Source organism: Aliiroseovarius sp. M344 (assembly GCF_025140835.1).
GTDB lineage: Bacteria > Pseudomonadota > Alphaproteobacteria > Rhodobacterales > Rhodobacteraceae > Aliiroseovarius.
This window is the reverse complement of sequence record NZ_CP081153.1, coordinates 1,021,649-1,044,988: the sequence shown is the minus strand read 5'-3', so window position 1 is coordinate 1,044,988 and position 23,340 is coordinate 1,021,649. Positions and strand designations below refer to the sequence as shown.

Here is a 23,340-nt window from a genome sequence, read left to right as displayed (position 1 = left end):
TCGAGCGCAGTTACGGCAATATGGCGGCGTCAGCGACCTCGGCTGGGGTCAGGTCCGAAATTTGAATAGGGCTGATATCGCCCGACAGATGTGCAATGGAATTTGCATAATAGGCCAGTATCAAGCGGTCCGGCAAATTAACACTGTAAAGCGCGTCCTGCCCCTCACCTTTTTCGATGATGAGTTTGCGCAGCGTTAAAAGCCGAAGGCCAACTTCGGCGGCATAAGCCATATCGCCACGGGGCAAATGAACATGCGCCCCATTGGCTTCCATATCAGAAACAAGGGTCGCGAAACGGGTCTCGACCTCGGCCCGTGTGTGGGTCTCTTTCTCAAGCATAATAGCGGCCACAACAGGCACCGGTAAAACCGGCACCACGTCGCGAATGCGTGACATCAGTTCGTGACCAAGGTTCTCCAGGACATCTGCCGGGTTACGGTCACTTAGATAGTCATTCAATGACAATGGAACACCGAACGAAACGCTGGCATAGCCGAAACGGTGAAACTTGCCGGTCAGGCGCTGCCAGACATGGCGACCAACATGGCGGGCAACATATTTGAACCGCAGACCAAACCGCCGGTTCCCCTTGATGTCCGCCAATACAAGCACGCGGTCTTCCAAGACCCGATCATAATTCATCGCGACCGGCACAAAGACGACATTTCTGTTCACGTCTGGATCAAAGTCCTGAACCAGATAGCTCAGCAATCCCAGCTTAGGTTCGCCCACCGTGCCATTCAGGCTAAGGCCGCCTTCGGGAAACATCGCTTGGGTCACATTTCCATCGGTCGCGAGCCGCACGTAACGCGACAGCACTTTGCGATAGAGCGCATTGCGGCTTTTGCGTCGGATGAAATAAGCGCCCATAGATCGGATGAGAGTGCGCAAGGGCCATACGCGTGCCCACTCTCCAACCGCATAGGACAGGTGTGATCGTTCGGCGGCCAACCAAGTGACCAATACGTAATCCATGTTCGACCGGTGGTTCATCACGAACACGATGGTTGACTCAGGATCGATTTCTTTCAGTCGGGCTTCATCAAACGCGCCGAGCCGTACACGATAAAACGAGCGGCTAAGCAGTTTGGCAACGCGGATGCCGAAGCCGAAATAGGCCGTGGCGGAAAACCTTGGCACAATCTCACGGGCGTATCGCTGCGCTTTTTCAAACGCCACCTGTTCGGGCACACCGTTAGTGCGCGCATGTTCGGCAATCGCCTTCGCGACTTCGGGATCATAGGACAACCGCTGGACCATATCGTAGCGTCGGGCGAGCTTGAATGGCTCGATCGGGCGTTCAAGCTTCTCGTTCAATCGGTCAACGGCCCGCACGAGCCGTTTGCGGAAGAACCAGCGGACTGACGGAAATAAGAAATGCGATGCAAATGTCACCGTGGCAAAGGCCAGGATCAGGATAAGAAGCCAAAGGGGCAATTCTATCGCGCGCGTCATAGCGCCACGTTTTCAGGAAATGGCTGTAAGGTAAAGGCCGTGCGTGGCGCTCCTAAACCAACCAAACAGCGTGTTTTCAACGCGCGGCGGGCGAAACAGTCAATTCTGCCCCAGCAAGCTTCCCTGCACAGCATCGTGCGTAATTTTCTTCCCGCTGATTTCACCCTTGCGAAATAATCTTGCGTCTGCGAAAAATGCTGCAGCGCAACATAAGGTGAGTCTCTGCCATGTCTTCAAATACGATCCGCCCTTGGCTATTCCGCACCTATGCCGGTCACTCGACCGCCAAAGCCTCGAACGCGCTGTACCGTAATAACCTGTCCAAGGGGCAAACCGGGTTGTCCGTGGCCTTCGATCTGCCGACCCAGACCGGTTATGACAGTGACCACAAGCTCTCACGGGGTGAAGTGGGCAAGGTTGGTGTGCCGCTTGGTCACCTTGGTGACATGCGCGCATTATTTGCCGATATCCCGCTTGAGCAGATGAACACCTCGATGACGATCAACGCCACTGCGCCATGGCTGTTGTCACTATATATTGCTGCGGCAGAGGAACAGGGCGCGGACATCTCGAAGCTGCAGGGCACGGTTCAGAACGACATTATCAAGGAATACTTGTCTCGCGGCACCTATGTCTGCCCGCCCGAACCTTCGTTGCGCATGATCACCGACGTGGCCGCCTACACCCGCGAACATCTGCCAAAGTGGAACCCGATGAACGTGTGTTCCTATCACCTTCAAGAAGCCGGGGCGACGCCGGAAGAAGAACTGGCCTTTGCGCTGGCCACCGCGATTGCCGTACTGGACGATCTGAAAAACAAAGTTCCCGCCGAGGCCTTTCCCGCCATGGTCGGCCGTATCAGCTTCTTCGTGAACGCAGGCATCCGTTTCGTCACCGAGATGTGCAAGATGCGCGCCTTTGTCGAACTGTGGGACGAAATCACCCGTGAGCGTTACGGCGTCGAAGACCCGAAATTCCGCCGCTTCCGTTATGGTGTGCAGGTGAACTCGTTGGGTCTGACCGAGCAGCAGCCTGAAAACAACGTCTACCGCATTCTGATCGAGATGCTGGCGGTGACGCTGTCGAAAAACGCCCGCGCACGCGCCGTGCAGCTACCCGCATGGAACGAGGCACTTGGCCTGCCCCGCCCTTGGGACCAGCAATGGTCCCTGCGCATGCAACAGATTCTGGCCTATGAAACAGACCTTTTGGAATTCGACGACCTGTTTGATGAAAACCCCGCCGTGGACCGCAAAGTTGCCGAGCTGAAGGACGGCGCGCGTGCCGAACTGGCGCAGATTGACGGGATGGGTGGCGCAGTGGCCGCCATCGAGTACATGAAGTCGCGTCTGGTGGACTCCAATGCCCGCCGTATCAACAAGATTGAGGCTGGCGAAACCACCGTCGTTGGCGTGAACCGTTGGACAGAAGCCGCCGAAAGCCCGCTGACATCTGGCGACGGAGCGATCATGGTGGCAGATGCGGAAGCCGAAGCCGATCAAATCGCGCGACTGGACCAATGGCGCGCGGACCGTGACGATGCCAAGGTCAAAGCCGCGCTTGACGGGTTGCGTGCCGCCGCGAAGTCCGGCGACAACATCATGCCACCCTCAATTGCCGCGGCCAAAGCCGGCGTGACAACCGGCGAATGGGGCGAAGTGATGCGTCAGGCTTTCGGGCAATATCGTGCGCCGACGGGCGTGTCGAAAAACCCATCCAATCGCACCGAAGGGCTGGACGACATCCGTGCCCGTGTGGACGCCGTATCCGACGCTCTTGGCCGCCGCCTGACCTTTTTGGTCGGCAAACCGGGACTGGACGGCCATTCCAACGGGGCCGAACAAATCGCCGCCCGCGCCCGCGACTGTGGCATGGACATCACCTATGAAGGGATCCGGCTGACGCCAGAGGAACTTGTCGCATCTGCTTTGGAGACCAAAGCCCATGTAGTCGGCCTATCGATCCTGTCAGGCAGCCACATTCCTTTGTTGGAAGAGTTGATCGATCGGATGCGCGACGCGGCATTGGGGCACATTCCAGTTGTCGCGGGTGGTATTATCCCGGATGACGACGCAGAGCGGCTGCGCGCCATGGGCGTCGCGAAGGTCTATACCCCAAAAGATTTTGAGCTGAATACCATCATGGACGACATTGTAACCTTGGTTGCGCCGAAAACCGTAGCCGCCGAGTAAGGCCTATTCGTCCAATTCGACCAGCTTTTCAATGAGTTGGTCGTAATTGTAACTTTGCGCGATCTTCCCCATGTCGCCTTGCCTGAATTTGGCATCCATCGGCAAACACCCAATCCCGCAAATCTGGCTGGTGACCATATCTTCTGTATCAATATACCAAAGGCGACCGCCGGGAGTGGCAACCCAACCATCGATGCCCTCAATCTCGTCGGTCTCCATGTCATCGCCAGACGGGACCTCGTTCGCATAGCGGGTCGAGAATGCACCGTGGGTATGGTATGATGCGATCACCGTCTCAAGATTGACCGGATCATTCGCCAGACACGACCCTTTGCCCCCCCGCTTGGCATTCGACGCCACCAGCTTGCCGGATGCGTTGTAACCGATATAGCCGCAGTATTCGCGATTGGCTTTGATCGAGATCGGTTGCAGTTTAGCAAACACCTTCTTGACCAAGGCAAGTTCGCCCGGCTCTTGCGCCCAAGCAGGAAGTGGGAGGATAAAGAGGGCAAAGAACAACCAGCGCATAACAAACTCCGTTTTCTAATGCGCGACTTTACCCATAGGAGATTAAGATGACCATCCACATTGGTGCCGCACCCGGCCAGATCGCTGAAACCGTCCTGATGCCGGGCGATCCCTATCGCGCCCGCTGGGCTGCCGAGAATTTCTTGGACGGCGCTGAGTTGGTCAATGAAGTGCGTGGCATGCTTGGCTTTACCGGAACCTACAAGGGCAACCGCGTGTCCATCCAAGGGTCCGGTATGGGCATGCCCAGCCTGTCGATCTACGCCAACGAGCTGATCCGCGACTTCGGCGCGAAAACACTGATCCGTGTCGGTTCGATCGGTGGCATGCAGCCGCAGGTGAAAGTCCGGGATGTGATCATTGCGATGACCTGCACGACTGTGGCGACACCGTCATCATCGATGTTCCGCGAACTGAATTATTCGCCTTGCGCCGATTACGGGCTGCTGGAGGCCGCTGTTGCCGCGACGCGCACGCGCGATGTCGGGGTCCATGTGGGGGGCATCTACAGCTCGGACACTTTCTATGACGAACGCCCCGACCTGAACGAGCAAATGACCCGCCACGGCATTCTGGGGGTCGAGATGGAGGCCGCCGAGCTATATACACTGGCCGCCCGCCATGGCGTGCGTGCCTTGGGGATCATGACAGTATCGGATCACCTTCAAACAGGCGAAGCCCTACCATCCGACCAACGCGAAAAAAGCTTTGGCGATATGATCGAGATTGCGCTGGAAGCGGCCTTCGCCTGATCCTGTCCACAAGGCAGAAATAGGCGCCGTAAGGCGCCTCAGACCGCTGAAAAGGTCGCGCTTGCGTGCGCGCGCAGCCCGACTTTCTTTTTTTGGATGAATGGCTGCTTTGAGCCCACTTTGACCGATGCTGCAACTTGCACCAATGGCCGTTAAAACGACAGGAAGCTTACTGTCATCGTGTTACCGGTCCGGCTCGGACCATACGGATTCAGGGATATCGCGACGTTGCAGACGGAGCGCCAGACCCAAGGCAACCCCGACACCGATAGCGACCGTCAGGTCGGCTAAGACGGTCAGGATCATAGTCAGCGTAAGCAGGAAGATGTCCGTTTTTCGCTCCTCCAGATAGCTGCTCCATTTGTGCGGCTCGCTCATATTCCACGCCGTAAGGATCAACAGACCCGCCAGTGCAGGCATGGCGAGATATCCTACAAGGCGTGACGCGACCAGCATGATAAGCAGAATGATCACAGCATGGATCAACCCTGCCACCGGCGTCTTGCCGCCCGCTCGGATATTGGTCGCTGTGCGGGCAATGGCCCCCGTCGCGGGCATGCCCCCAAAAAGAGACGATCCGATGTTTGCAGCACCTTGCGCGAGCAGTTCTGCATTCGGGCGGTGATGACCGGAAATCATGCGGTCGGCCACCATGGCAGACAGCAGGGACTCAACACCCGCCAGAAACGCGATGATGAGTGCCGATGGCAGCAGTTCGACGATCCGCTCAAAGCTGATCTCAGGCATCGCGGGCCATGGCAGGGTGTTCGGCAAATCGCCGAACCGGGAATGAATAGTTTCGACCGGAAGATCGGCAAGCGCCACAAGTGCTGACGTGATTGCGACCGCAAAGATCAATCCGGGCAGTTTTGGTGCTGCTCGGCGAAACAACACGATCAGCACCATTGTGGACAGGCCGATGACTGCCGCTGCCATGGAAAAAGTCGGACGGGCAGTCCAAAGACCTTCAACCTTGGCGATAAATTCAGCGGGATTTTCGGATGGTGAAAGCCCGAAAAGGTCCTTGAGCTGGCTTGTTGCGATGATGACTGCGATGCCGATGGTAAAGCCATTGATGACCGGCTCCGGAATGAGTCTTATGAGGTTTCCCGCCCGGAAATATCCGGCGACCAACAAGATCAGACCGGCCATGAAAGTGGCCATGACCAATCCGTCATAGCCATGTTCCGCGACCACGCTGAAAACGACGACGATAAAGGCCCCTGTGGGACCGCCGATCTGCACCCGACTTCCGCCCAGAAGCGAAATCAAAAAACCGGCGACAATCGCAGTCACAAGCCCTTTTGAAGGATCCGCGCCAGACGCAATCGCAATGGCAAGGCTGAGCGGCAATGCGACCATCGCAACCGTCAAGCCAGCTATGGCGTCCTGCATAAAGAGAGAACGCGTATAGTCTGGTAGCGTCGTGAGAATCTTAGGTTTCATGTGTAGACACTAATCAACTGTTCATCTGTCGTCATTTGAAAGCGGACGCTCAGCTTGCTGTCCTGAAAGGCAGCAAAGTCCTGCAATCCAGACCTTCATCTCTGCCAGATCACCACTTGATCCACCGCCTTTGCACGGATTCAACCTTGTCATGTTGAAGAAACCCATTGCCCACCGATCACTTGCTGCGCAAGGTGGATGCGGCGATTGAATTTGGCTCCATCCGTAAAAAGAGGCGCCCTGAAGCGCCTCTTTTTTTGGGTCAGGTCTCTTTGGTTTGAACCGGTGCGAGAGCCTCTTTCTTGGCGGCCCGTTTCCCGAACCATCCCGATCCGGGTCCGGCTTCGCTGTACCATTCTTCGTTCCGCGTCGCATACATGGTCGCCCCGATCGCAACAAACGCGAGGGACGCGCCGGCAAGCAACGCATAGTCTGTCGAATACAAGATCAGATAGAGAATGGCATAGAGCAGCACCAACATTGCCGCCAGCACCCAGACCCGTGATCCAAGCTTCAGAGCAAAATTCCCAAACAACACCAGAAGCACGATCAAGGCTGCCGCGGAACCAAGATAAGCAAGGCCAAATCCAACCTGCTCGGCATAGGCCAGCATCAGCAGGGTAAACACCGCCTGCGAAAGACCGATCATCAGATATTGCACCGGATGGACCGGCCGTTTGCTTTGCATGTCGATCAACAAAACCGTCAGAAATGTCAGCGAAACAAACAAAATGCCATATCGCGCAGCGCGCCAAGCTTTCTGATAGAAATCGTTGGGTTGATAGAAGCTGACCCCAAACGCTGTCTCTGAGCGCGACAGGTCCTCGCGGTCGATGCGCGCGATTTGGGGCAGACTGCGTGCCAGATGGGGGATGGTCCATTTGGCGCTGAAGCCTGTCTCCGTAATATCAGATTCATCGGGTAAAAAGGCTCCGCCGAAACTCGGATCTGGCCAGTCGCTTATCATTCTGACCGTGCTCGTCCGGCCGACAGGTGCCACGCGCAAATCGGTGGCCCCATTGAACGCCAGTGACAGCTCGAATTTCTTGGTGTCTTTGCCGTTGCCAAGATGGGCACGCAGACCTGCCTGCCCACTTAGCGGTTCGAGAAGAATATTTTTGCCGTTAGCCTGCAAGCTGGCTTCGCCACGCAAAGCGCGGTTTGAACTGACGGTCAGCCGAAACTCAGCCTCTTCCCAAATCGCAAATTCACCGTCTTTCAGGGTTGCTTCGACGCGATCAAGCGGGAAATCAGCCTCTATGTTCGCGACGGCCTGATATACGGGCACTTGGAAAATTCCGCGGTGGCGCATCTGGGTTTGGGTCGTGATCTGCACGTCAAAGAGATCGGGATAGACATAAAGCGCTTCGCGCGCTTCGATCCGTTCTTCCTCAACAAGCTTTTGCAGGTTTTTGCCTGTATCCTGATCTCGCATCACCAACCCCGTCTCTGGATCGATCACATTGCGAAGCTCAGTGACCTTAACGCGCGCCTTCACCGGGATAACGATCTGAGGGCCCGAAAGTGTCTGTGCTCCACCCCATTCACGACCAACTGAACGTATGGTGTCTTCAGAATAGGCGCGCCGCGAGCTTACGATGTCCGAGACCATCATCAGCGGGATGAACATTACAAGGCACAAAAGTCCCACGATCAAGAAACGCCAACCCAATGATTTCATGGGATTCTCCTTTAACAACAGTCAGGTGGACCCTAACGGACCGGCAAGCAAGGGCAAGGCAGAACTGTCACCGCCCATGGTCACCTGAATACCCATTCACCGGCGGCGAACGCCAGTCACCCAAGGCTTTCCTATCTGGGGCAAATGTCTCCACCAGCAACGGATGGCACAGCGCCGCGTCCGAGCTGTGATTGGTCGAGCAATCACCGCCCGGGCAAGCGCTTAACGCGCCCAAGAGATCGATCTCGGCAAAAAACTCAAGATAATCGCCGGGGCGCACAGGGCTGGCTTTCATGAAGTATTGACCGGTGTCACGGGTAAAGCCGGTACACATGAAGACGTTCAAAACATCGTGGATATGCGGCTCTGCCTCATCGGTTGAACACCCTAGATGATCGGCAAGCGCGCGGGTCAGGTTGGAATGGCAGCAATGGTGATACTGTCCGCCCGCCAAAAGATTATGGGTATAGGGGTCGCACCGCGTGCCAATCACATCATGGACAGAGCCGCCAAATTCGTCGAATCCATACCAGTCGAGCGTGTCACAGGTGACAGTTGCCATTGGCCGCATGTTTGGAAAACTTGACCAAATCCGATCTGAAACGGACAAATGTGTGCCATGAAGGGCCCGCGTCTTGCCTGAATAGAACCTTTCGGCCAGATCTTTCAGGTTCCACAAGTTCAGGTCCCCTACCTGTGGCCCTTCGACGGACGTGATTCGAAAAAAGTGACCCGCAGGCACTTGAAACACCTTTGCATCCCGAGGCGGCACCACCACTTCGTCGATCTTTGTCGCCGTCTCACGCGCGGCCTGATACAGATCGAGGTCGGGCGCAGGCAGATCATCGACAGGATAGCAAATCACCGGCGCGACGGCGCGGCGTTGCGCTGCATCGACTGGTGCCGAGTGGGTTGGATTTTGTAGTTTCATATGGCAGCCCTTATCTTTCCGTCATCAGGCCACATGCTGCCCGGACAGGCAAGAACACTGTGGGCGTCGTTCCAATTGACAAGGCCGCGCCGGATTGCCATCTGATACGAAGGTCTAATTGGGGTCCGCATGAAGCTCGCATATGTCATTGCGCCCGGACGGGGCAAAACGAACCTGTTGCTGGCAGGAATTGCAGAGGCGCTGGCACAGCGCGGGCTGACGCTGTGCGGCACCGTGCAACTGGACACCGAACGGGCCGAGGACCACCATTGTGACATGGATGTATTGGTGCTGCCAGACGGGCCAAAGATCCGCATCAGCCAGTTTCTGGGCGCGAATGCCCGCGGTTGCAAACTAAACCCCGAAGCGTTGGAAACCGCCGTTGGGCAAACCGAAGAGCGTTTGAAAGCAGGCGCTGATCTTCTGATCGTCAACAAATTTGGCAAGCAAGAGGCCGAAGGCCGGGGCTTTCGCGAAGCCGTGGGCGAAGCGCTGGCCCGCGACATCCCTGCCATTATTGGCGTCTCGGAAGGGTCACGTCAGGCCTTCATGGATTTTGTTGGGGACGCGGAGCAATTGGACCCGGAACATGAAGCCGTCATGGCTTGGGCGCTGAATGCGACGCCCTAAAAAACTGCCTCTGCAGCCCGCATCGTTCGCTTGTTGGAGGGCAGTCTAATGGCTGTAATGTCCTGCACCCCGATGCATGACACCTATGACGTCATCATCATCGGCGGCGCGATGATGGGCTCTTCCGTTGCGTGGTGGCTTGCCAATGATCCCGCCTTTCAGGGCCGTATATTGGTGGTCGAACGCGACGCCACATTTGCCCAAAGTTCGACTGCGCACACCAATTCCTGCATTCGGCAACAGTTCAGCGAGGCGCTGAACGTGCGCATCTCGCAATTCACAGTCGAATTCATCAGAAATTTACGCGCGAACATGGGCGGTGATCCGCGTGTCGATGATCTGGAGATTCAAGACTTCGGCTATCTTTACCTGGCCGATACGGAAGAAAAGGCCGCGGCGCTGCGCGCAGCGCAAGCCGTCCAACACAGCCTTGGGGCCGGCACCCGCATCTTGTCGAGAGATGAAATTGCGCAGGCCTTTCCGTTCTACGATCTGGACGACATCACCCTAGGCAGTCACGGCACACGTGACGAAGGGTATTGGGATGGCGGAGCACTATTTGACTGGTTCCGGCGCAAAGCTGTGGCGGCAGGTGTCGAATATGTGGATGCCGAGGTTTCCGGGATCGAAACCGCTGGCTCGCAGGTTTCATCGGTGATGCTCGCCTCTGGACAGAACCTGTCCTGCGGACATCTGGTCAACGCCGCAGGTCCGCGCGCCAGTCACGTTGCACAGATGGCCGGGCTGACCATCCCGGTTGAGCCGCGCAAGCGCTTCACTTGGGTCGTCAAAGCCGTACGGCCCCTTGATCGCGTCCTGCCCTTAACGATTGACCCGTCTGGAGTGCACTTCCGTCAAGATGGCCCGGAAACATATATGATAGGTGCGGCTGCCGACCCGGACCTAGCGGTTGACCCGGATGATTTCAATATGGACCACGGTCGGTGGGAAAACCATGTCTGGCCAATTGTCGCGACACGCATTCCGCAATTCGAGGCGCTGAAGATCGTGACCGAATGGGTGGGGCATTACGCCTATAATACACTCGATCAGAACGCGATCCTTGGCTCGCATGGCGAGATCGGAAACTTCTATTTTATCAATGGGTTCTCTGGCCACGGGCTGCAACAAGCCCCCGCGATGGGGCGCGGCCTGGCCGAATTGATCACGACCGGCGGCTTCCAGACCATGCACCTGAGCCCGTTTGGTTATGACCGGATCGCAGCTGGTCGTCCCTTTGGCGAACGCGCGGTGATCTGACCCATCAGCCCCGATGCGCTCCGTCGGCCAGCGTTTTCACGAAGGCGAGGACGTCCTCAACAGACTCACCCGCCCCGATTTTTGCAACAATAGCGCTGCCCACAACGGTGCCGTCTGCAATAGAAGCGATCGCCTCGGCCTTTTCTGGTGTGTTCACACCAAAGCCGACAATCACAGGAATATCTGTCGCTGCCTTGATCCGCGCGACCTCGGGCCCGACATTTGCCGCCTGCGCTTCGGACGAACCGGTCACGCCGGTAACTGAGACGTAATAGACAAACCCAGAAGTGTTTTGCAGAACCTTCGGCAACCGTTTGTTGTCAGTGGTTGGGGTCGCCAGCCGAATAAAGTTCAGCCCAGCTTTATTCGCGGGAATGCACAATTCGTCATCCTCTTCCGGTGGCAGATCGACAACGATCAGGCCATCCACGCCCGCAGCTTTTGCATCCGCCAGAAACTTGTCCACACCCCGATTGTAGATCGGGTTGTAATACCCCATCAGCACAATTGGCGTCGTGTCATCGCCCTTGCGAAACTCGGCGGCCATTTCAAGCGTCTTTTGCAGGGTCATCCCGGCTTCAAGCGCGCGCTGTCCGGCCAACTGGATGGTCGGGCCGTCCGCCATCGGATCGGTAAAAGGCACGCCCAACTCGATGATATCGACACCCGCCGCTGGCAATCCTTTCATCACCTCAAGCGATGTCGCCATGTCGGGATCACCGCCCATGATATAGCTCACAAACGCTTTCTGACCTGTCGCGGCCAAAGCAGCAAATTTCGCATCAATCCGGCTCATCATCCGTCCTTTATCAAGTTCAGAACCGATGTGCCGAAAACGCGCGAGAAAATCAATGGGTCACTGATAGTCGCTGTCCGCCATAATCATCCAGCGGATGCCGAACTTGTCGGTCAGCGTTCCGAACAATGGAGTCCAGAACATCGGGCTGAGTGGCATGCGAACATCGCCACCCTCGGCCAAAGCGTTAAAGACCCGCTTGGTTTCGGCCTCGTCCGGTAAGGAGATGCAGACATTGCACCCCGCCATCTCTGGTGTCTCGCCGCTTGGGTCATCGCTGGCAAAAAGCATCCCGTCCCCAATTGCCACGCCGGCATGCATCACCGCATCGTCGGGCACGCCGGGCATCTGTTTGCGATCTTCTTCCGGCATGTCCTTGAACGACATGATCTCGGGGTCGCTGCCAAATATCTCGCCATAGCGTGAAACGGCATCGCGACAGCCGCTCTTAAAAAACACGTAAGGAATAGGTTGCATAGCAAAGCTCCTGTGTTGTGCGCATTCCCACTCCAGCACGCTTGCGCCCATCCTGTCAAAGCCCTAGAACGCCTCGAACACTGAATGACGGAGGCCGTGATGGGTTTCAAAATGGGTATCGTTGGTCTGCCGAATGTCGGTAAATCAACCCTTTTCAACGCACTGACCAAAACGGCCGCAGCGCAGGCGGCGAACTTTCCGTTCTGCACCATCGAACCCAATGTGGGCGAGGTGAACGTACCGGATGACCGGCTGGACAAATTGGCCGCCATCGCCGGGTCAAAAGAGATCATTCCGACCCGAATGACCTTTGTCGACATCGCCGGTCTGGTTAAGGGCGCGTCCAAAGGCGAAGGGTTGGGCAACCAGTTTCTGGCCAACATTCGCGAAGTTGATGCCATTGCCCATGTGCTGCGCTGCTTTGACGACGGTGACGTGACCCATGTCGAAGGCCGCGTGAACCCGGTTGAAGACGCCGAAGTCATCGAAACCGAATTGATGCTGGCCGATCTGGAAAGCATCGAAAAGCGCCTGCAAAACATCGTGCGCAAAGTGCGTGGGGGCGACAAGGAAGCCGTGCAGCAAGAACGTCTGATGCGGGCCGCCCAAGAGGCGCTGGAAGCGGGCCGCCCTGCCCGCACTGTCGATGTGGACGACGAAGACCGTAAAGCATGGGACATGTTGCAGCTTCTGACTACCAAGAAGATCCTGTATGTCTGCAACGTTGATGAAAGCGACGCCGCCACCGGCAACGCCTATTCGGAAGCCGTCGAAAAGATGGCTGCTGAACAAGGTGCGGCCTCGGTCGTCATTTCCGCCAAGATCGAAGAAGAGATCAGCCAGCTTGACGCTGATGACATGGAAATGTTTTTGGAAGAACTGGGCCTGAAAGAAGCGGGTCTGGATCGCCTGATCCGCGCAGGATACGAGCTTTTGCATCTGGAAACCTATTTCACCGTCGGCCCGAAAGAGGCCCGCGCCTGGACGATCCGCGAGGGCACACGGGCACCGCAGGCGGCAGGCGTCATCCACGGCGATTTCGAACGCGGCTTCATCCGGGCAGAAACCATCGCCTATGCGGACTACATCGCTTTGAATGGCGAAGCTGGCGCCAAGGAAGCGGGAAAAATGCGCGCCGAAGGTAAAACCTATCAGGTGAAAGACGGCGACGTTCTGCATTTCCTGTTCAACGCCTGACCCCAACAGCCGATGGAAAAGTGAAAAGCCGGGCCACCCCTAGCCCGGCTTTTCTGTTGAGCACGTGGGACAACGCACTCAGGGAGAGGTCTCGTTACCCGTCAAACCGCTTTGCTGTTTTTTGCAGACGAAGCGGACTGCCCCTTCATGTGGTTTGCGAAACCTATGATCGATACCACCAGGAAAAATACCTGGATGGTTAGCGCAGCGACGTTGAAATGAACCGTCAGGCTCAACGCCACAAAACTGGCTGCCGAAAACTGCAACGCGTAATAGCACGTTGCCTTGCTGGTCAGTATGTCGAACGCGATCAACATGTAGGTCGTGCAATAGATCGCTGCCCCCAGCAATCCGACCATTTCCCAACCATCTAATGAGCTAAAATGACTCATATCCCCGACCATCCAATCCAAAGTCTTAAAAAAATAATTTGGTTATCGAAAAGGCCTAATGAAAACTTGGCTGTAATCTGCAGAATGAATGATCTGCGGTGCCTGACCTGAGTTTAGGTTTCGCCATGCCGGGGCAAAAAATCAATGCCCCGACACGCGTATTGACGCTTAATTAACGCCGCCCAAACCCCACACTCACGCCAAGCGGAACGAAGCAGGAACTTTGCTGTGGGATGCTTTAAATGGGTGACTTTGAGTGGTGCGGGCGGTGGGAGTCGAACCCACACGGGCACAAGGCCCAACAGATTTTAAGTCTGGTATGTCTACCATTCCATCACGCCCGCACCGGGTGGGGTTAGCCCCGCCCTTTCCCTACCTCCTTAGAAAACCGGTGGCAATCGGTCAGATGAAATTGCGTGCTTTGCGATCAGGTCACGATGGTGGGTCCGTCATCTTTGATGGCCTGCATCACCACATGGGTCGAGCTTTGAGCCAGATGCGGCAAAGTCGAAATCGCCTCGCCCAGCACGCGTCGAAAATCACGCATGTCTTGCGTGCGCACCTTCAACAAGTAATCGAAATGAGCCGCGAGCAAATGGCATTCTTCGACTTCAGGGATGCGCGCGACATGTTTGTTGAAAGCAGTCAGAGCAGCCTCGCGAGTGTCAGACAGCTTCACCTCGACAAAGGCCACGTGATCACGCCCCAGCCGGATCGGATCAACATCGGCGCGGTAGCCGGTGATGACGCCTTCTGCCTCTAACCTGCGGACCCGCGCTTGGGTCGGTGATTTCGACAACCCAATCCGCTGTGCCAGATCAGTAATCGAGATACGCCCATCGCCAGACAAGACATCCAGAATCTTTCGATCAAACCGGTCAAGGTCGACTTGCTTTTCTTCCTTCATTTTACCCCTCAAATTGTTCATTTCGGCTGCAGATCAGCAAAAATCAGGAAAACTGATTTGTGAATTCGGCATATCATAGCAGAAACGCGAACACCAAGGGGATCCGCAAATGACCGATGCTCTACGCCAAAAAATCGACGCACTCGCCTATGCTGGCGAAGAACAACATATCCATGCGCTGGCCAAAGCGGCTGGGCTGTCCAATGAGGACCGCGCCCGTATCTCGGCCAGTGGTGCCGATCTTGTGCGCGCGATCCGTGCCTCTTCCGATCCGGGCATGATGGAGGTCTTTCTGGCTGAATACGGCTTGTCGACGGACGAAGGCATTGCGCTGATGTGTCTGGCCGAAGCCCTTCTGCGTGTGCCGGATGCCGAAACCATTGACGCGTTGATTGAGGACAAGATCGCCCCCAGTGACTGGGGCAAGCACCTTGGGCGCTCGTCTTCTTCGCTGGTGAACGCGTCTACCTGGGCGTTGCTCGTGACTGGCAAGGTGCTGGAAGACCGCGAGCCCGGCATTGCGGGCGCGCTGCGTGGAGCCGTGAAGCGGTTGGGCGAACCCGTCATCCGGACCGCCGTCGGTCGTGCAATGAAGGAAATGGGCAGCCAGTTCGTGCTGGGCGAAACCATTGGGTCCGCGATGAAGCGCGGGTCGAAAATGGAGGCCAAAGGCTTCACCTATTCCTATGACATGCTGGGCGAAGCCGCGCTGACCGATGATGACGCGCGCCGTTATCAGATGTCCTATGCCAAGGCGATCTCTGAAATCGCTGGCGCCTGCAAATCCAAAGACATCCGGGCCAACCCCGGCATCTCGGTGAAGCTTTCCGCGCTTTTCCCCCGCTATGAGCGTGCCCAGCGCGACCGGGTGATGGAAACACTGGTGCCGCGCGTATCCGCACTTGCCCACTTGGCGAAATCCGCCGGGATGGGGTTCAACATCGATGCCGAAGAAGCCGATCGACTGCAAATCTCGCTCGATGTTATCGAAGCCGTACTCAGCGAAAAATCTTTGGCCGGGTGGGACGGATTTGGCGTTGTCGTGCAGGCCTATGGCCACCGCGCTGGCACGGTCATTGACTGGCTGCATGCCTTGGCTGAGCGGCTGGACCGCAAGATCATGGTGCGCTTGGTGAAAGGCGCCTATTGGGACAGCGAAATCAAACGTGCACAGGTCGAAGGCTTGCCGGAGTTCCCTGTCTTCACCCGCAAAGTGGCAACCGATGTCAGCTATATCGCCAACGCGCGCAACCTGCTGTCGCGGACTGATCGTATCTATCCACAATTTGCGACCCACAATGCGCATACGGCAGCCGCCATTCTGGACATCGCAAAGACGTCCGGCGTGGATGCCCGTGGCTATGAATTCCAACGCCTGCACGGGATGGGGGAACGTCTGCACCAGATCATCATGGATGGAAACGGCACGCGGTGCCGGATTTATGCGCCCGTTGGCGCACATCGCGACCTGCTAGCCTATCTGGTGCGTCGCCTGCTGGAAAACGGGGCAAACAGCTCGTTCGTGAACCAAATTGTCGATGAAAGCGTTACACCAGAGGAGGTTGCCGCCTGCCCGTTTGATGCGCTGGACCACCCGGCGCCGCATGTTCCGACTGGACCCGAACTTTATGGCGACCGCAAGAACTCGATGGGGTTGGATCTAACATACGAGCCGCATCTGGACCAAATTGATGCGGCGCGCGATGTTTTTGGCAAAACCGAATTTACCGGCGCGCCGCTGATCTCGGCGAAACCCAAGGGCGGCAAGGTCGTGACCGTCAAGAACCCCGCCAATGGCAACGCAGTTGGCAAGATTACATGGGCCAGCGCCGAAGACGTCACGGCAGCTCTTGGTGCCGCAAAACGCTGGGACGCAGACGCCGCGAGGCGCGCGGATGTGCTGAACCGCGCCGCTGATCTTTACGAAGACAACCTTGGTATCTTCTTTGCTCTGCTCACCCGCGAGGCTGGAAAGACCTTACCGGACTGCATGGGGGAACTGCGCGAAGCCGTGGATTTCCTGCGTTATTACGCGTCCCGCATTCCACATCTGACCCGCGAGGCGCGTGGCGTGTTTACTTGTATCTCGCCATGGAACTTTCCTTTGGCGATTTTCACCGGCCAGATTGCCGGCGCACTTGCGGCTGGAAACGGCGTGCTGGCCAAGCCTGCCGAACAGACGGGGCTTATCGCCCATGCTGCGGTGAAATTGATGCACGAGGCCGGTGTGCCGCGTGATGTTTTGCAACTTTTGCCGGGCGACGGTGCCACTGTCGGTGCCGCCCTCACGTCGGATGCACGGATTGGTGGCGTCGCCTTCACCGGGTCGACCGAGACGGCGCTGATCATTCGACGTGCGATGGCCAAACACATGTCGCCGTCAGCACCCTTGATCGCTGAGACCGGCGGACTGAACGCAATGATCGTCGACAGCACGGCGTTGCCCGAGCAAGCCGTGCGCGACATCGTCGCGTCGAGCTTTCAATCAGCCGGCCAGCGTTGTTCGGCCCTGCGCTGTCTTTACGTGCAAGAGGACATCGCCGACAGCCTGACTGAGATGCTGATCGGCGCGATGGACGAACTTAACCCCGCGGATCCTTGGCAATTGTCTACCGACCTTGGACCGGTGATTGATGACGAAGCTTACCAAGGCATTCGCGCCTATGTGGACGCCGCTCGGGCCGACAAGCGGTTGGTGCACGAATTAACTGCACCAAACAGCGGGTATTTCATCGCGCCTGCCCTGATCCGCGTCGGTGGCATCAAAGAGATGGAGCGCGAGATCTTTGGGCCGGTGCTGCACATCGCGCGGTACAAGGCAGACAAGCTGGACAGTGTGATCGATGCGATCAATGCGACGGGCTATGGTCTGACCTTCGGGCTGCACACGCGCATTGATGACCGCGTTCAACACGTGGTCGAACGCATTCATGCGGGTAACGCCTATGTCAACCGCAACCAGATCGGCGCGATTGTAGGATCGCAACCCTTTGGCGGAGAGGGATTATCTGGCACCGGCCCTAAGGCGGGCGGGCCATCTTATATGGATCGTTTCTGCGACACGGGACCCGCGCCAATGTCCGCTACGGAGAGCGCGATTTCGATACTCAGCAAAGCAGAACTCGAACGCGCGGTCGCGTCAGCTTCCAAAGCGACAATGCTTGGCTCGGAGCGCTTGCCCGGCCCCACAGGTGAACTGAACCAACTGTCCATCCACCCGCGGGCACCGTTCTTGTGTCTTGGGCCAGGCAAGGTCGCAGCCGAACGGCAGAAGGCCGACATTGAAAAATTGGGCGGAAAAGCGGTTTTGTCGCCCGATCTGCCAGCCGAGCTGATTTCATCTGTCGGTGGAATAGGCGGCGCGGTCTTTTGGGGCGACAACGACATCTCCCGCACCATCGCGCAGGCGCTTTCTGCGCGTCCGGGAGCGATCCTGTCTTTGATCACCGGCGCGATCACCGCAGAGGCTGTCACCTATGAACGCCACCTTTGCGTGGACACCACGGCATCGGGTGGCAATGCGGAACTTTTGATGCTGTCGCAAGCGCCTGATCTTGCCGCTGAATAAGCACTGTGCTTGACCCGGTGCACGCCATCGGGTCAAGTCATCCCATGTTTCCTATTCGCGATCACAACCCATCCGAACGCACGCCCTATGTCACCTACGGGCTGATTGCGATAAACGCGATCGTTTTTCTTTTGATGTTGCCGCTTTATGGCAATGAAGAAGCGTTGGGCCGCATCTACGTGGAGTTTGGCGCCGTACCGATGCGGCTTATGAGCGGCGATGGCATCCTAACGGTGGTCACCTCAATGTTCCTGCATGGTGGCTTTATGCATTTCGCTGGCAACATGCTGTTTTTGTGGATCTTTGGTGACAACCTTGAAGATGTACTTGGTCATGTCCGGTTTGCCGTCTTTTATCTTCTGTCCGGTATCGGCGCTTTGGCGATGCAGATAATCGCAGACACCAGCAGCCTCGTCCCAATGGTCGGCGCATCAGGTGCGATCGCGGGCGTGATGGGCGGATACCTATTGTTGTTTCCGCGGGCGCGGGTCGACGTGCTTTTCATCATCATCGTGATCATCAAAGTGATCCCGTTCCCAGCTTGGCTCATGCTGATCATCTGGTTCGGATTGCAGGTCGTGAACGGAGCGCTGAGCCTGTCGCAAACAGGCGGCGGCGTGGCCTATTGGGCCCACGCGGGCGGCTTCATCACCGGTCTCCTGTTCGTGCTGCCAGTTTGGCAACGGCTTGGTGCAACGGCGTTTTGGACACGCACCCATGGGCATCCGGACCATCCGGATGCACAATATAAATTTGAGAAAAGTGGTATTCCGACCGTTCGCCGACGGAAGCAATAACGCACAGCTGGCGCAACGCACGCACCTGCTTTCGACCCACGAAAAGGTGGTTAACTTCCGACTGACTGATTGGCCACGACGCTACTGACCTTACTGGACAGCCCGGGAATATTCCCAGCGACAATAAACATACTCGCCATGCCCAGCATGACAATAGCAGCGGTCAACACGATCCAATCGACGGTTACAGCACCATCTTCGTCCGCGAGAAGCCCAAACATGCGGGCTGATATATCTTTTAACTTGTTCATACCGCTTTCTTGCCGAACAATCAGGCAGCATTGTGACCTCGAAACGGTATTTTGCAGCTCTGGCAGGAAATTAGTCGCCGCGAACGAGGCCCGAGAACTTCTCAAAGATCGCTTCGTTTGATGCGATGACCTCTCCATCCGACAGGATTGACCCTTCAGGATTGATCGGTGCAAGAAGGCCACCTGCCTCGCGAACGATAACTAGTCCGGCTGCGACGTCCCATGCGTTCAGGCGGCGTTCCCAGAACCCGTCATACCGTCCAGCCGCCACATAGGCGAGGTCAAGAGCAGCAGCACCAAAGCGGCGAACACCCGAACAACTGGGCAAGATCCGTGCAAGGTCTTGCAGCGTATCTGGAAGATCAGCGCGCCCGCCAAATGGAAGCCCCGTGGCAAACAGGCTTTCGATCATCCGCGACCGGCCCGAAACGCGCAGCCGGCTTTGGTTCAACCATGCGCCTGCGCCTTTTTCAGCAACGAACATTTCGTCTTTCGCGGCATCAAAAATCACACCGGCAACAATCTCGCCTTTATGCTCCAGAGCAATAGAAACCGCCCAATGTGGCAAACCGTGCAGGAAATTGGTCGTCCCATCCAGGGGATCGACGATCCAGCGACGGGTCGGATCTTTGCCCTCGGCCGCGTCGCTTTCTTCGGCCAGCCAGCCATAGTTGGGCCGTGCCTCCATCAAGATGTCTCGAATGATCTTTTCAGCGGCCAAATCAGCCTTCGATACGAAGTCGCCTGCGCCCTTCATCGACACTTGCAAGTTCTCGACTTCACGGAAGTCTTTCACAAGGCTGCGACCCGCCATCCGGGCGGCCTTGATCATCACATTCAGATTTGCACTGCCTTCCATGGGGCGCTCCTAACCTCTTAGACGGCGCGTATACGTGCCGACGCCTTGTTTGCCAAGCCCGATTAGTCGCGTCATGCACGCTGCAGTTTAACCGGTTCCGATCTGCACAAACGGATCATATGCGCCACATAAGGCACCATCGCATCTTCATCTCTGGTTGCTGCATACATGCGTTTGGCCAGCCCTTGTTCGGTCAACGGGCGGGTGATGTAATCAGGGTTGTTTTTTACGCTGCGCAAAACCCAATCAGGTAAAACTGCTACACCACGACCGGCGGCGACCAGCATCAGAATAACCTCGGTCATCTCGACCTGCCGCACCCCGCGCGGTTCGACCCGGTTGGGGGTCAGAAGAGCAGAAAAAACATCCGTCTTTGACCGTTCGACGGGATATGTCAGCAGCAATTCGTCCGCAAAATCTTCGGCCTCGATATAGTCGCGTTCTGACAATTTATGGTTGGCGGCAGCAACAAATCTTGGCTCGTAATCAAAGAGTGGCGAAAATGTAATGCCGGGCATATCGATGGGATCAGACGATATGACATAGTCCACTTCTTCGCGCCTTAGTGCCTCCAGCGCATCAAAGGATAGCCGTTGGCGGATGTCCAAATCCACATCGGGCCAGGCGTGGCGCAATTTATCCAGCACAGGAAACAACCAGTCAAAGCACGCGTGACACTCGATCGCGATATGCAGCCGACCGGACCGGCCAGACTTCAGTGCCCTAAATTCCTCTTCCAAACGAGATACTTCCGGCAGAATATGCTCAGCCAACCGCAAAAGCTTCATGCCGGCCGGGCTCAGGCGCATGGGCTTTGTGCGGCGATGAAACAGCTCCATCCCGACTTGTTCTTCAAGCCCTTTGATCTGGTGGCTCAGCGCCGATTGGGTGATGTGCAAAATATCGGCTGCCCGCGCCAGACTGCCGGCCTGTTCGATAGCCCGGATCGTGCGCAGATGGCGAAATTCCAAATACATGTACCAAACTCATGATCATTGTGAGAATTATGAATTTGTCTCACAAACCAAAAGCCGGCACAAGGGGTCAACAAACATCAAATCCGAATACCGAGGTCGCCATGAAAACCCCCAATATCTCGTTCGAGTTTTTTCCGCCCCAGTCGCTTGATGCGTCCTTCCGCCTGTGGGAGACGGTGCGCGAACTGGCGCCGCTGGATCCAAGCTTTGTATCGGTTACATATGGCGCAGGCGGCACGACTCGCGAACTGACCCATGACGCAGTGCAGACCATCCACAAACATTACGGCCTGAATGTCGCAGCCCACCTGACCTGTGTGGATGCCTCACGCGAAGATACGTTGGCCATCGCCAAAGACTACGCCAAAACCGGCGTGACCGATATTGTTGCGTTGCGTGGCGATCCGCCCAAGGGGGCTGCTGGCTTTGTGCCGCATGAAGACGGGTTTTCTTCATCTGTTGAACTGATCGAAGCCCTTGCTGAAACCGGCGACTTCAATATCCGTGTTGGCGCGTATCCAGACCCGCACCCCGAAAGCGCAGATCTGGACGCGAACGTCGCGTGGTTGAAACGCAAAGTTGATGCGGGCGCAAACTCTGCCATCACCCAGTTCTTCTTTGAAGACGATACGTTCTTCCGGTTCCGCGACAAATGCGAAAAAGCCGGGATCGACGTGCCGATCATCCCGGGCATCCTGCCGATTGAGAACTGGAAAGGCGTGCGCAAGTTTGCAGAACGCTGCGGCACGGAAATTCCCAACTGGCTGAACGATGCGTTCGAGAAGGCGGTTCGCGATGGTCGGGAAGATCTTCTGGCCACCGCGCTTTGCAGCGAATTGTGCACGGATCTGATTGATGGCGGCGTCGAGGACCTACATTTCTACACGCTGAACAACCCGGCTCTGACCCGTGATGTGGCGCGCGCCTTGGGCATCACCCCACGCGTAGTACTGCAAGACGTGGCATAAACCTGACGCGCCGGATCACAATCCGGCGCGTTGCACTGTTACGATGTCCAACAGGCCGTAGCCATTGAACCGCGTCACGGTCGCAAGGCTATAGGCCCCCATTCCCGAAAACAGAACATAGTCGTCTTCGGCCAGATCGGATGGCAAGGCCAGCGGGTCGGGCAGTTGGTCAATAGAATCGCAGGTTGGCCCGAAAACCACGCGGCGCGACACAGCGCCTGCGTGTTGGTCCCCATTTGACGTCACTGTTACGATACGGTCCGGCACACCGATCGACGGCGCTTCGGACAGCGCACCGTAAATTCCGTCATTCAGAAACACCGCGCCGTCCTCGCGAATGGACTTTACCCGCGTGGCCAGCGTGAATGCATCCGCGACCATCGCGCGGCCGGGTTCGCAAACCAGCGCCGGCGCATTCTGACCAAACGCCTTGATCACGGCATCGTGGATGGCCCCAAAAATCGCCTCCAGATCCGGCGCGACACCTCGATTGGCGGCAAAACCGCCCCCCACGTTCAGGCGCGACAGCGTAACGCCTGCCGCTTTCGCAACCTCGGCGCATGTTTCGATATACGTCGACCACGCCGAAGGAGCAGCGCATTGCGTGCCGGGATGGAACGTCATCGACGGGGTATACCCCGCTTCTTTCACCATGCGCAGTAAAGCGACTGCCTGCTCGGCATCCGCACCAAACTTCGCACCGAAATGATAGGCCGCGCCTTCGACAGACAGCCGCAAGCGCACGGCAACCTCGACGCCCGCTGGATCGACCTGCGCGCGCAATTTCTCAAACTCGTGCGGCGCGTCAATGGAATAGGACCGAACGCCAAGTTCAACCGCCTGGGCAATCTCATCGCGCGACCGAACGGGATTGTTATAGTGCATCACAACGTCGGGCGACACAGAGCGCAGCGCGTGCATTTCGGCCGGGCTGGCCACATCAAAAGCGCTGATCCCTGACGCAACAAGGTTTTCCAACACTACTTTGGAATCGTTGGCTTTTACAGCATAAGTCACCAGCCCATCGAAACCATCAATAAACCGTTGCGCGGTCGCCTGAAGCGCGGATGGCGCGAAATACAGCACCGGCTGTGTCGGTGTTTCGGTTCTCAAATGGGATAAGGCTGTTAGCCAGATCGAAGGTTGCCTGCTCATGTGCGCTTGCCTTTTAAAGTCTCTGTTTGCGGTCACCTTTTCAGAATCTGAATTCGCCCCGTCGATTTCCAGTGGCACTTCTGACAATATGTCGTGTAAATTCCGTCGAAACATCGAGGA

The 23,340-nt window shown here is 56.8% G+C and carries 21 protein-coding genes and 1 tRNA gene; 8 read left to right on the top strand and 14 right to left on the bottom strand.

The window, feature by feature from the left end:
* Nucleotides 1-10: 10 nt before the first annotated feature.
* On the bottom strand, nucleotides 11-1,456 hold the full coding sequence (locus tag K3556_RS05060; protein WP_260518642.1) for a 1-acyl-sn-glycerol-3-phosphate acyltransferase: 1,446 nt from the start codon (nucleotides 1,454-1,456) through the stop codon (nucleotides 11-13).
* A gap of 227 nt (nucleotides 1,457-1,683) precedes the next feature.
* On the opposite strand from K3556_RS05060, the gene K3556_RS05055 reads away from it, so the two are divergent.
* Nucleotides 1,684-3,648, top strand: coding sequence for a protein meaA (locus tag K3556_RS05055; RefSeq protein ID WP_260518641.1), 1,965 nt, complete (start codon nucleotides 1,684-1,686; stop codon nucleotides 3,646-3,648).
* 3 nt (nucleotides 3,649-3,651) lie between these two features.
* Here K3556_RS05055 and K3556_RS05050 read toward each other — a convergent pair whose 3' ends face one another.
* Nucleotides 3,652-4,176, bottom strand: coding sequence for a DUF4329 domain-containing protein (locus tag K3556_RS05050; RefSeq protein WP_260518640.1), 525 nt, complete (start codon nucleotides 4,174-4,176; stop codon nucleotides 3,652-3,654).
* A 47-nt stretch (nucleotides 4,177-4,223) separates the two neighbouring features.
* Here K3556_RS05050 and deoD point away from each other — a divergent pair, with 47 nt between their 5' ends.
* The gene (deoD, locus tag K3556_RS05045; protein ID WP_260518639.1) at nucleotides 4,224-4,928 is read left to right on the top strand and encodes a purine-nucleoside phosphorylase; all 705 of its coding nucleotides are present in this window, start codon (nucleotides 4,224-4,226) and stop codon (nucleotides 4,926-4,928) included.
* A gap of 183 nt (nucleotides 4,929-5,111) precedes the next feature.
* On the opposite strand, the gene K3556_RS05040 is transcribed toward deoD, so the two are convergent.
* The 3 genes from K3556_RS05040 to K3556_RS05030 form a co-directional block, all read right to left on the bottom strand.
* Complete coding sequence (locus K3556_RS05040) at nucleotides 5,112-6,374, bottom strand: SulP family inorganic anion transporter (protein WP_260518638.1); 1,263 nt, start codon at nucleotides 6,372-6,374, stop codon at nucleotides 5,112-5,114.
* A gap of 262 nt (nucleotides 6,375-6,636) precedes the next feature.
* Nucleotides 6,637-8,055 carry a cell envelope integrity protein CreD gene (gene creD, locus K3556_RS05035; protein WP_260518637.1) on the bottom strand — a complete coding sequence of 473 codons (1,419 nt, stop codon included), beginning with the start codon at nucleotides 8,053-8,055 and terminating at the stop codon, nucleotides 6,637-6,639.
* Nucleotides 8,056-8,122: 67 nt separating this feature from the next.
* Complete coding sequence (locus K3556_RS05030) at nucleotides 8,123-8,986, bottom strand: urea carboxylase-associated family protein (protein ID WP_260518636.1); 864 nt, start codon at nucleotides 8,984-8,986, stop codon at nucleotides 8,123-8,125.
* 129 nt (nucleotides 8,987-9,115) lie between these two features.
* Between K3556_RS05030 and K3556_RS05025 the strand changes: the two genes are divergently transcribed.
* Both K3556_RS05025 and K3556_RS05020 read left to right on the top strand, forming a co-directional pair.
* Nucleotides 9,116-9,616, top strand: coding sequence for a DUF2478 domain-containing protein (locus K3556_RS05025; RefSeq protein WP_260518635.1), 501 nt, complete (start codon nucleotides 9,116-9,118; stop codon nucleotides 9,614-9,616).
* Nucleotides 9,617-9,673: 57 nt separating this feature from the next.
* Nucleotides 9,674-10,876 (top strand): NAD(P)/FAD-dependent oxidoreductase, encoded by a 1,203-nt coding sequence (locus K3556_RS05020; protein ID WP_409557772.1) that lies wholly within the window; start codon nucleotides 9,674-9,676, stop codon nucleotides 10,874-10,876.
* A gap of 4 nt (nucleotides 10,877-10,880) precedes the next feature.
* Here the strand turns inward: K3556_RS05020 and trpA are convergent, their stop codons facing one another.
* Both trpA and K3556_RS05010 read right to left on the bottom strand, forming a co-directional pair.
* Nucleotides 10,881-11,672 carry a tryptophan synthase subunit alpha gene (trpA, locus tag K3556_RS05015; protein ID WP_260518633.1) on the bottom strand — a complete coding sequence of 264 codons (792 nt, stop codon included), beginning with the start codon at nucleotides 11,670-11,672 and terminating at the stop codon, nucleotides 10,881-10,883.
* A 60-nt stretch (nucleotides 11,673-11,732) separates the two neighbouring features.
* Nucleotides 11,733-12,149 (bottom strand): VOC family protein, encoded by a 417-nt coding sequence (locus K3556_RS05010; protein ID WP_260518632.1) that lies wholly within the window; start codon nucleotides 12,147-12,149, stop codon nucleotides 11,733-11,735.
* Between the two features lie 99 nt (nucleotides 12,150-12,248).
* Between K3556_RS05010 and ychF the strand changes: the two genes are divergently transcribed.
* Nucleotides 12,249-13,346 (top strand): redox-regulated ATPase YchF, encoded by a 1,098-nt coding sequence (gene ychF, locus K3556_RS05005; protein WP_260518631.1) that lies wholly within the window; start codon nucleotides 12,249-12,251, stop codon nucleotides 13,344-13,346.
* Between the two features lie 101 nt (nucleotides 13,347-13,447).
* Here the strand turns inward: ychF and K3556_RS05000 are convergent, their stop codons facing one another.
* The 3 genes from K3556_RS05000 to K3556_RS04990 all read right to left on the bottom strand — a co-directional run bounded on the left by K3556_RS05000 (nucleotide 13,448) and on the right by K3556_RS04990 (nucleotide 14,645).
* Nucleotides 13,448-13,738: a CBU_0592 family membrane protein gene (locus tag K3556_RS05000; RefSeq protein WP_260518630.1), complete on the bottom strand. Its 291-nt coding sequence runs from the start codon at nucleotides 13,736-13,738 to the stop codon at nucleotides 13,448-13,450.
* A 257-nt stretch (nucleotides 13,739-13,995) separates the two neighbouring features.
* Nucleotides 13,996-14,082 (bottom strand) — tRNA-Leu (locus K3556_RS04995).
* An 83-nt stretch (nucleotides 14,083-14,165) separates the two neighbouring features.
* Nucleotides 14,166-14,645: an Lrp/AsnC family transcriptional regulator gene (locus tag K3556_RS04990; protein ID WP_260518629.1), complete on the bottom strand. Its 480-nt coding sequence runs from the start codon at nucleotides 14,643-14,645 to the stop codon at nucleotides 14,166-14,168.
* Nucleotides 14,646-14,754: 109 nt separating this feature from the next.
* On the opposite strand from K3556_RS04990, the gene putA reads away from it, so the two are divergent.
* Together putA and K3556_RS04980 are read left to right on the top strand one after the other, a co-directional pair.
* Nucleotides 14,755-18,213 (top strand): bifunctional proline dehydrogenase/L-glutamate gamma-semialdehyde dehydrogenase PutA, encoded by a 3,459-nt coding sequence (putA, locus tag K3556_RS04985; protein ID WP_260518628.1) that lies wholly within the window; start codon nucleotides 14,755-14,757, stop codon nucleotides 18,211-18,213.
* A gap of 44 nt (nucleotides 18,214-18,257) precedes the next feature.
* A complete protein-coding gene (locus K3556_RS04980; RefSeq protein ID WP_260518627.1) occupies nucleotides 18,258-19,010 on the top strand; it encodes a rhomboid family intramembrane serine protease in 753 nt (250 codons plus the stop codon).
* A gap of 50 nt (nucleotides 19,011-19,060) precedes the next feature.
* Here K3556_RS04980 and K3556_RS04975 read toward each other — a convergent pair whose 3' ends face one another.
* The 3 genes from K3556_RS04975 to K3556_RS04965 all read right to left on the bottom strand — a co-directional run bounded on the left by K3556_RS04975 (nucleotide 19,061) and on the right by K3556_RS04965 (nucleotide 21,097).
* Nucleotides 19,061-19,231, bottom strand: coding sequence for a hypothetical protein (locus K3556_RS04975; RefSeq protein ID WP_260518626.1), 171 nt, complete (start codon nucleotides 19,229-19,231; stop codon nucleotides 19,061-19,063).
* 100 nt (nucleotides 19,232-19,331) lie between these two features.
* Nucleotides 19,332-20,120 carry an inositol monophosphatase family protein gene (locus K3556_RS04970; RefSeq protein WP_260518625.1) on the bottom strand — a complete coding sequence of 263 codons (789 nt, stop codon included), beginning with the start codon at nucleotides 20,118-20,120 and terminating at the stop codon, nucleotides 19,332-19,334.
* A 71-nt stretch (nucleotides 20,121-20,191) separates the two neighbouring features.
* Nucleotides 20,192-21,097, bottom strand: coding sequence for a LysR family transcriptional regulator (locus tag K3556_RS04965; protein WP_260518624.1), 906 nt, complete (start codon nucleotides 21,095-21,097; stop codon nucleotides 20,192-20,194).
* Between the two features lie 101 nt (nucleotides 21,098-21,198).
* Between K3556_RS04965 and metF the strand changes: the two genes are divergently transcribed.
* Nucleotides 21,199-22,065 carry a methylenetetrahydrofolate reductase [NAD(P)H] gene (gene metF, locus K3556_RS04960; protein WP_260518623.1) on the top strand — a complete coding sequence of 289 codons (867 nt, stop codon included), beginning with the start codon at nucleotides 21,199-21,201 and terminating at the stop codon, nucleotides 22,063-22,065.
* Nucleotides 22,066-22,080: 15 nt separating this feature from the next.
* Here metF and K3556_RS04955 read toward each other — a convergent pair whose 3' ends face one another.
* Nucleotides 22,081-23,220 carry a type III PLP-dependent enzyme gene (locus tag K3556_RS04955; protein WP_260518622.1) on the bottom strand — a complete coding sequence of 380 codons (1,140 nt, stop codon included), beginning with the start codon at nucleotides 23,218-23,220 and terminating at the stop codon, nucleotides 22,081-22,083.
* Nucleotides 23,221-23,340: the final 120 nt, after the last annotated feature.

Coding starts and splice junctions, on each gene's coding strand:
- K3556_RS05060 (WP_260518642.1), bottom strand. CDS start 1,456: ATGACGCGCGCGATAGAATTGCCCCTTTGGCTTCTTATCCTGATCCTG.
- K3556_RS05055 (WP_260518641.1), top strand. CDS start 1,684: ATGTCTTCAAATACGATCCGCCCTTGGCTATTCCGCACCTATGCCGGT.
- K3556_RS05050 (WP_260518640.1), bottom strand. CDS start 4,176: ATGCGCTGGTTGTTCTTTGCCCTCTTTATCCTCCCACTTCCTGCTTGG.
- deoD (WP_260518639.1), top strand. CDS start 4,224: ATGACCATCCACATTGGTGCCGCACCCGGCCAGATCGCTGAAACCGTC.
- K3556_RS05040 (WP_260518638.1), bottom strand. CDS start 6,374: ATGAAACCTAAGATTCTCACGACGCTACCAGACTATACGCGTTCTCTC.
- creD (WP_260518637.1), bottom strand. CDS start 8,055: ATGAAATCATTGGGTTGGCGTTTCTTGATCGTGGGACTTTTGTGCCTT.
- K3556_RS05030 (WP_260518636.1), bottom strand. CDS start 8,986: ATGAAACTACAAAATCCAACCCACTCGGCACCAGTCGATGCAGCGCAA.
- K3556_RS05025 (WP_260518635.1), top strand. CDS start 9,116: ATGAAGCTCGCATATGTCATTGCGCCCGGACGGGGCAAAACGAACCTG.
- K3556_RS05020 (WP_409557772.1), top strand. CDS start 9,674: ATGTCCTGCACCCCGATGCATGACACCTATGACGTCATCATCATCGGC.
- trpA (WP_260518633.1), bottom strand. CDS start 11,672: ATGAGCCGGATTGATGCGAAATTTGCTGCTTTGGCCGCGACAGGTCAG.
- K3556_RS05010 (WP_260518632.1), bottom strand. CDS start 12,149: ATGCAACCTATTCCTTACGTGTTTTTTAAGAGCGGCTGTCGCGATGCC.
- ychF (WP_260518631.1), top strand. CDS start 12,249: ATGGGTTTCAAAATGGGTATCGTTGGTCTGCCGAATGTCGGTAAATCA.
- K3556_RS05000 (WP_260518630.1), bottom strand. CDS start 13,738: ATGAGTCATTTTAGCTCATTAGATGGTTGGGAAATGGTCGGATTGCTG.
- K3556_RS04990 (WP_260518629.1), bottom strand. CDS start 14,645: ATGAAGGAAGAAAAGCAAGTCGACCTTGACCGGTTTGATCGAAAGATT.
- putA (WP_260518628.1), top strand. CDS start 14,755: ATGACCGATGCTCTACGCCAAAAAATCGACGCACTCGCCTATGCTGGC.
- K3556_RS04980 (WP_260518627.1), top strand. CDS start 18,258: ATGTTTCCTATTCGCGATCACAACCCATCCGAACGCACGCCCTATGTC.
- K3556_RS04975 (WP_260518626.1), bottom strand. CDS start 19,231: ATGTTTGGGCTTCTCGCGGACGAAGATGGTGCTGTAACCGTCGATTGG.
- K3556_RS04970 (WP_260518625.1), bottom strand. CDS start 20,120: ATGGAAGGCAGTGCAAATCTGAATGTGATGATCAAGGCCGCCCGGATG.
- K3556_RS04965 (WP_260518624.1), bottom strand. CDS start 21,097: ATGTATTTGGAATTTCGCCATCTGCGCACGATCCGGGCTATCGAACAG.
- metF (WP_260518623.1), top strand. CDS start 21,199: ATGAAAACCCCCAATATCTCGTTCGAGTTTTTTCCGCCCCAGTCGCTT.
- K3556_RS04955 (WP_260518622.1), bottom strand. CDS start 23,220: ATGAGCAGGCAACCTTCGATCTGGCTAACAGCCTTATCCCATTTGAGA.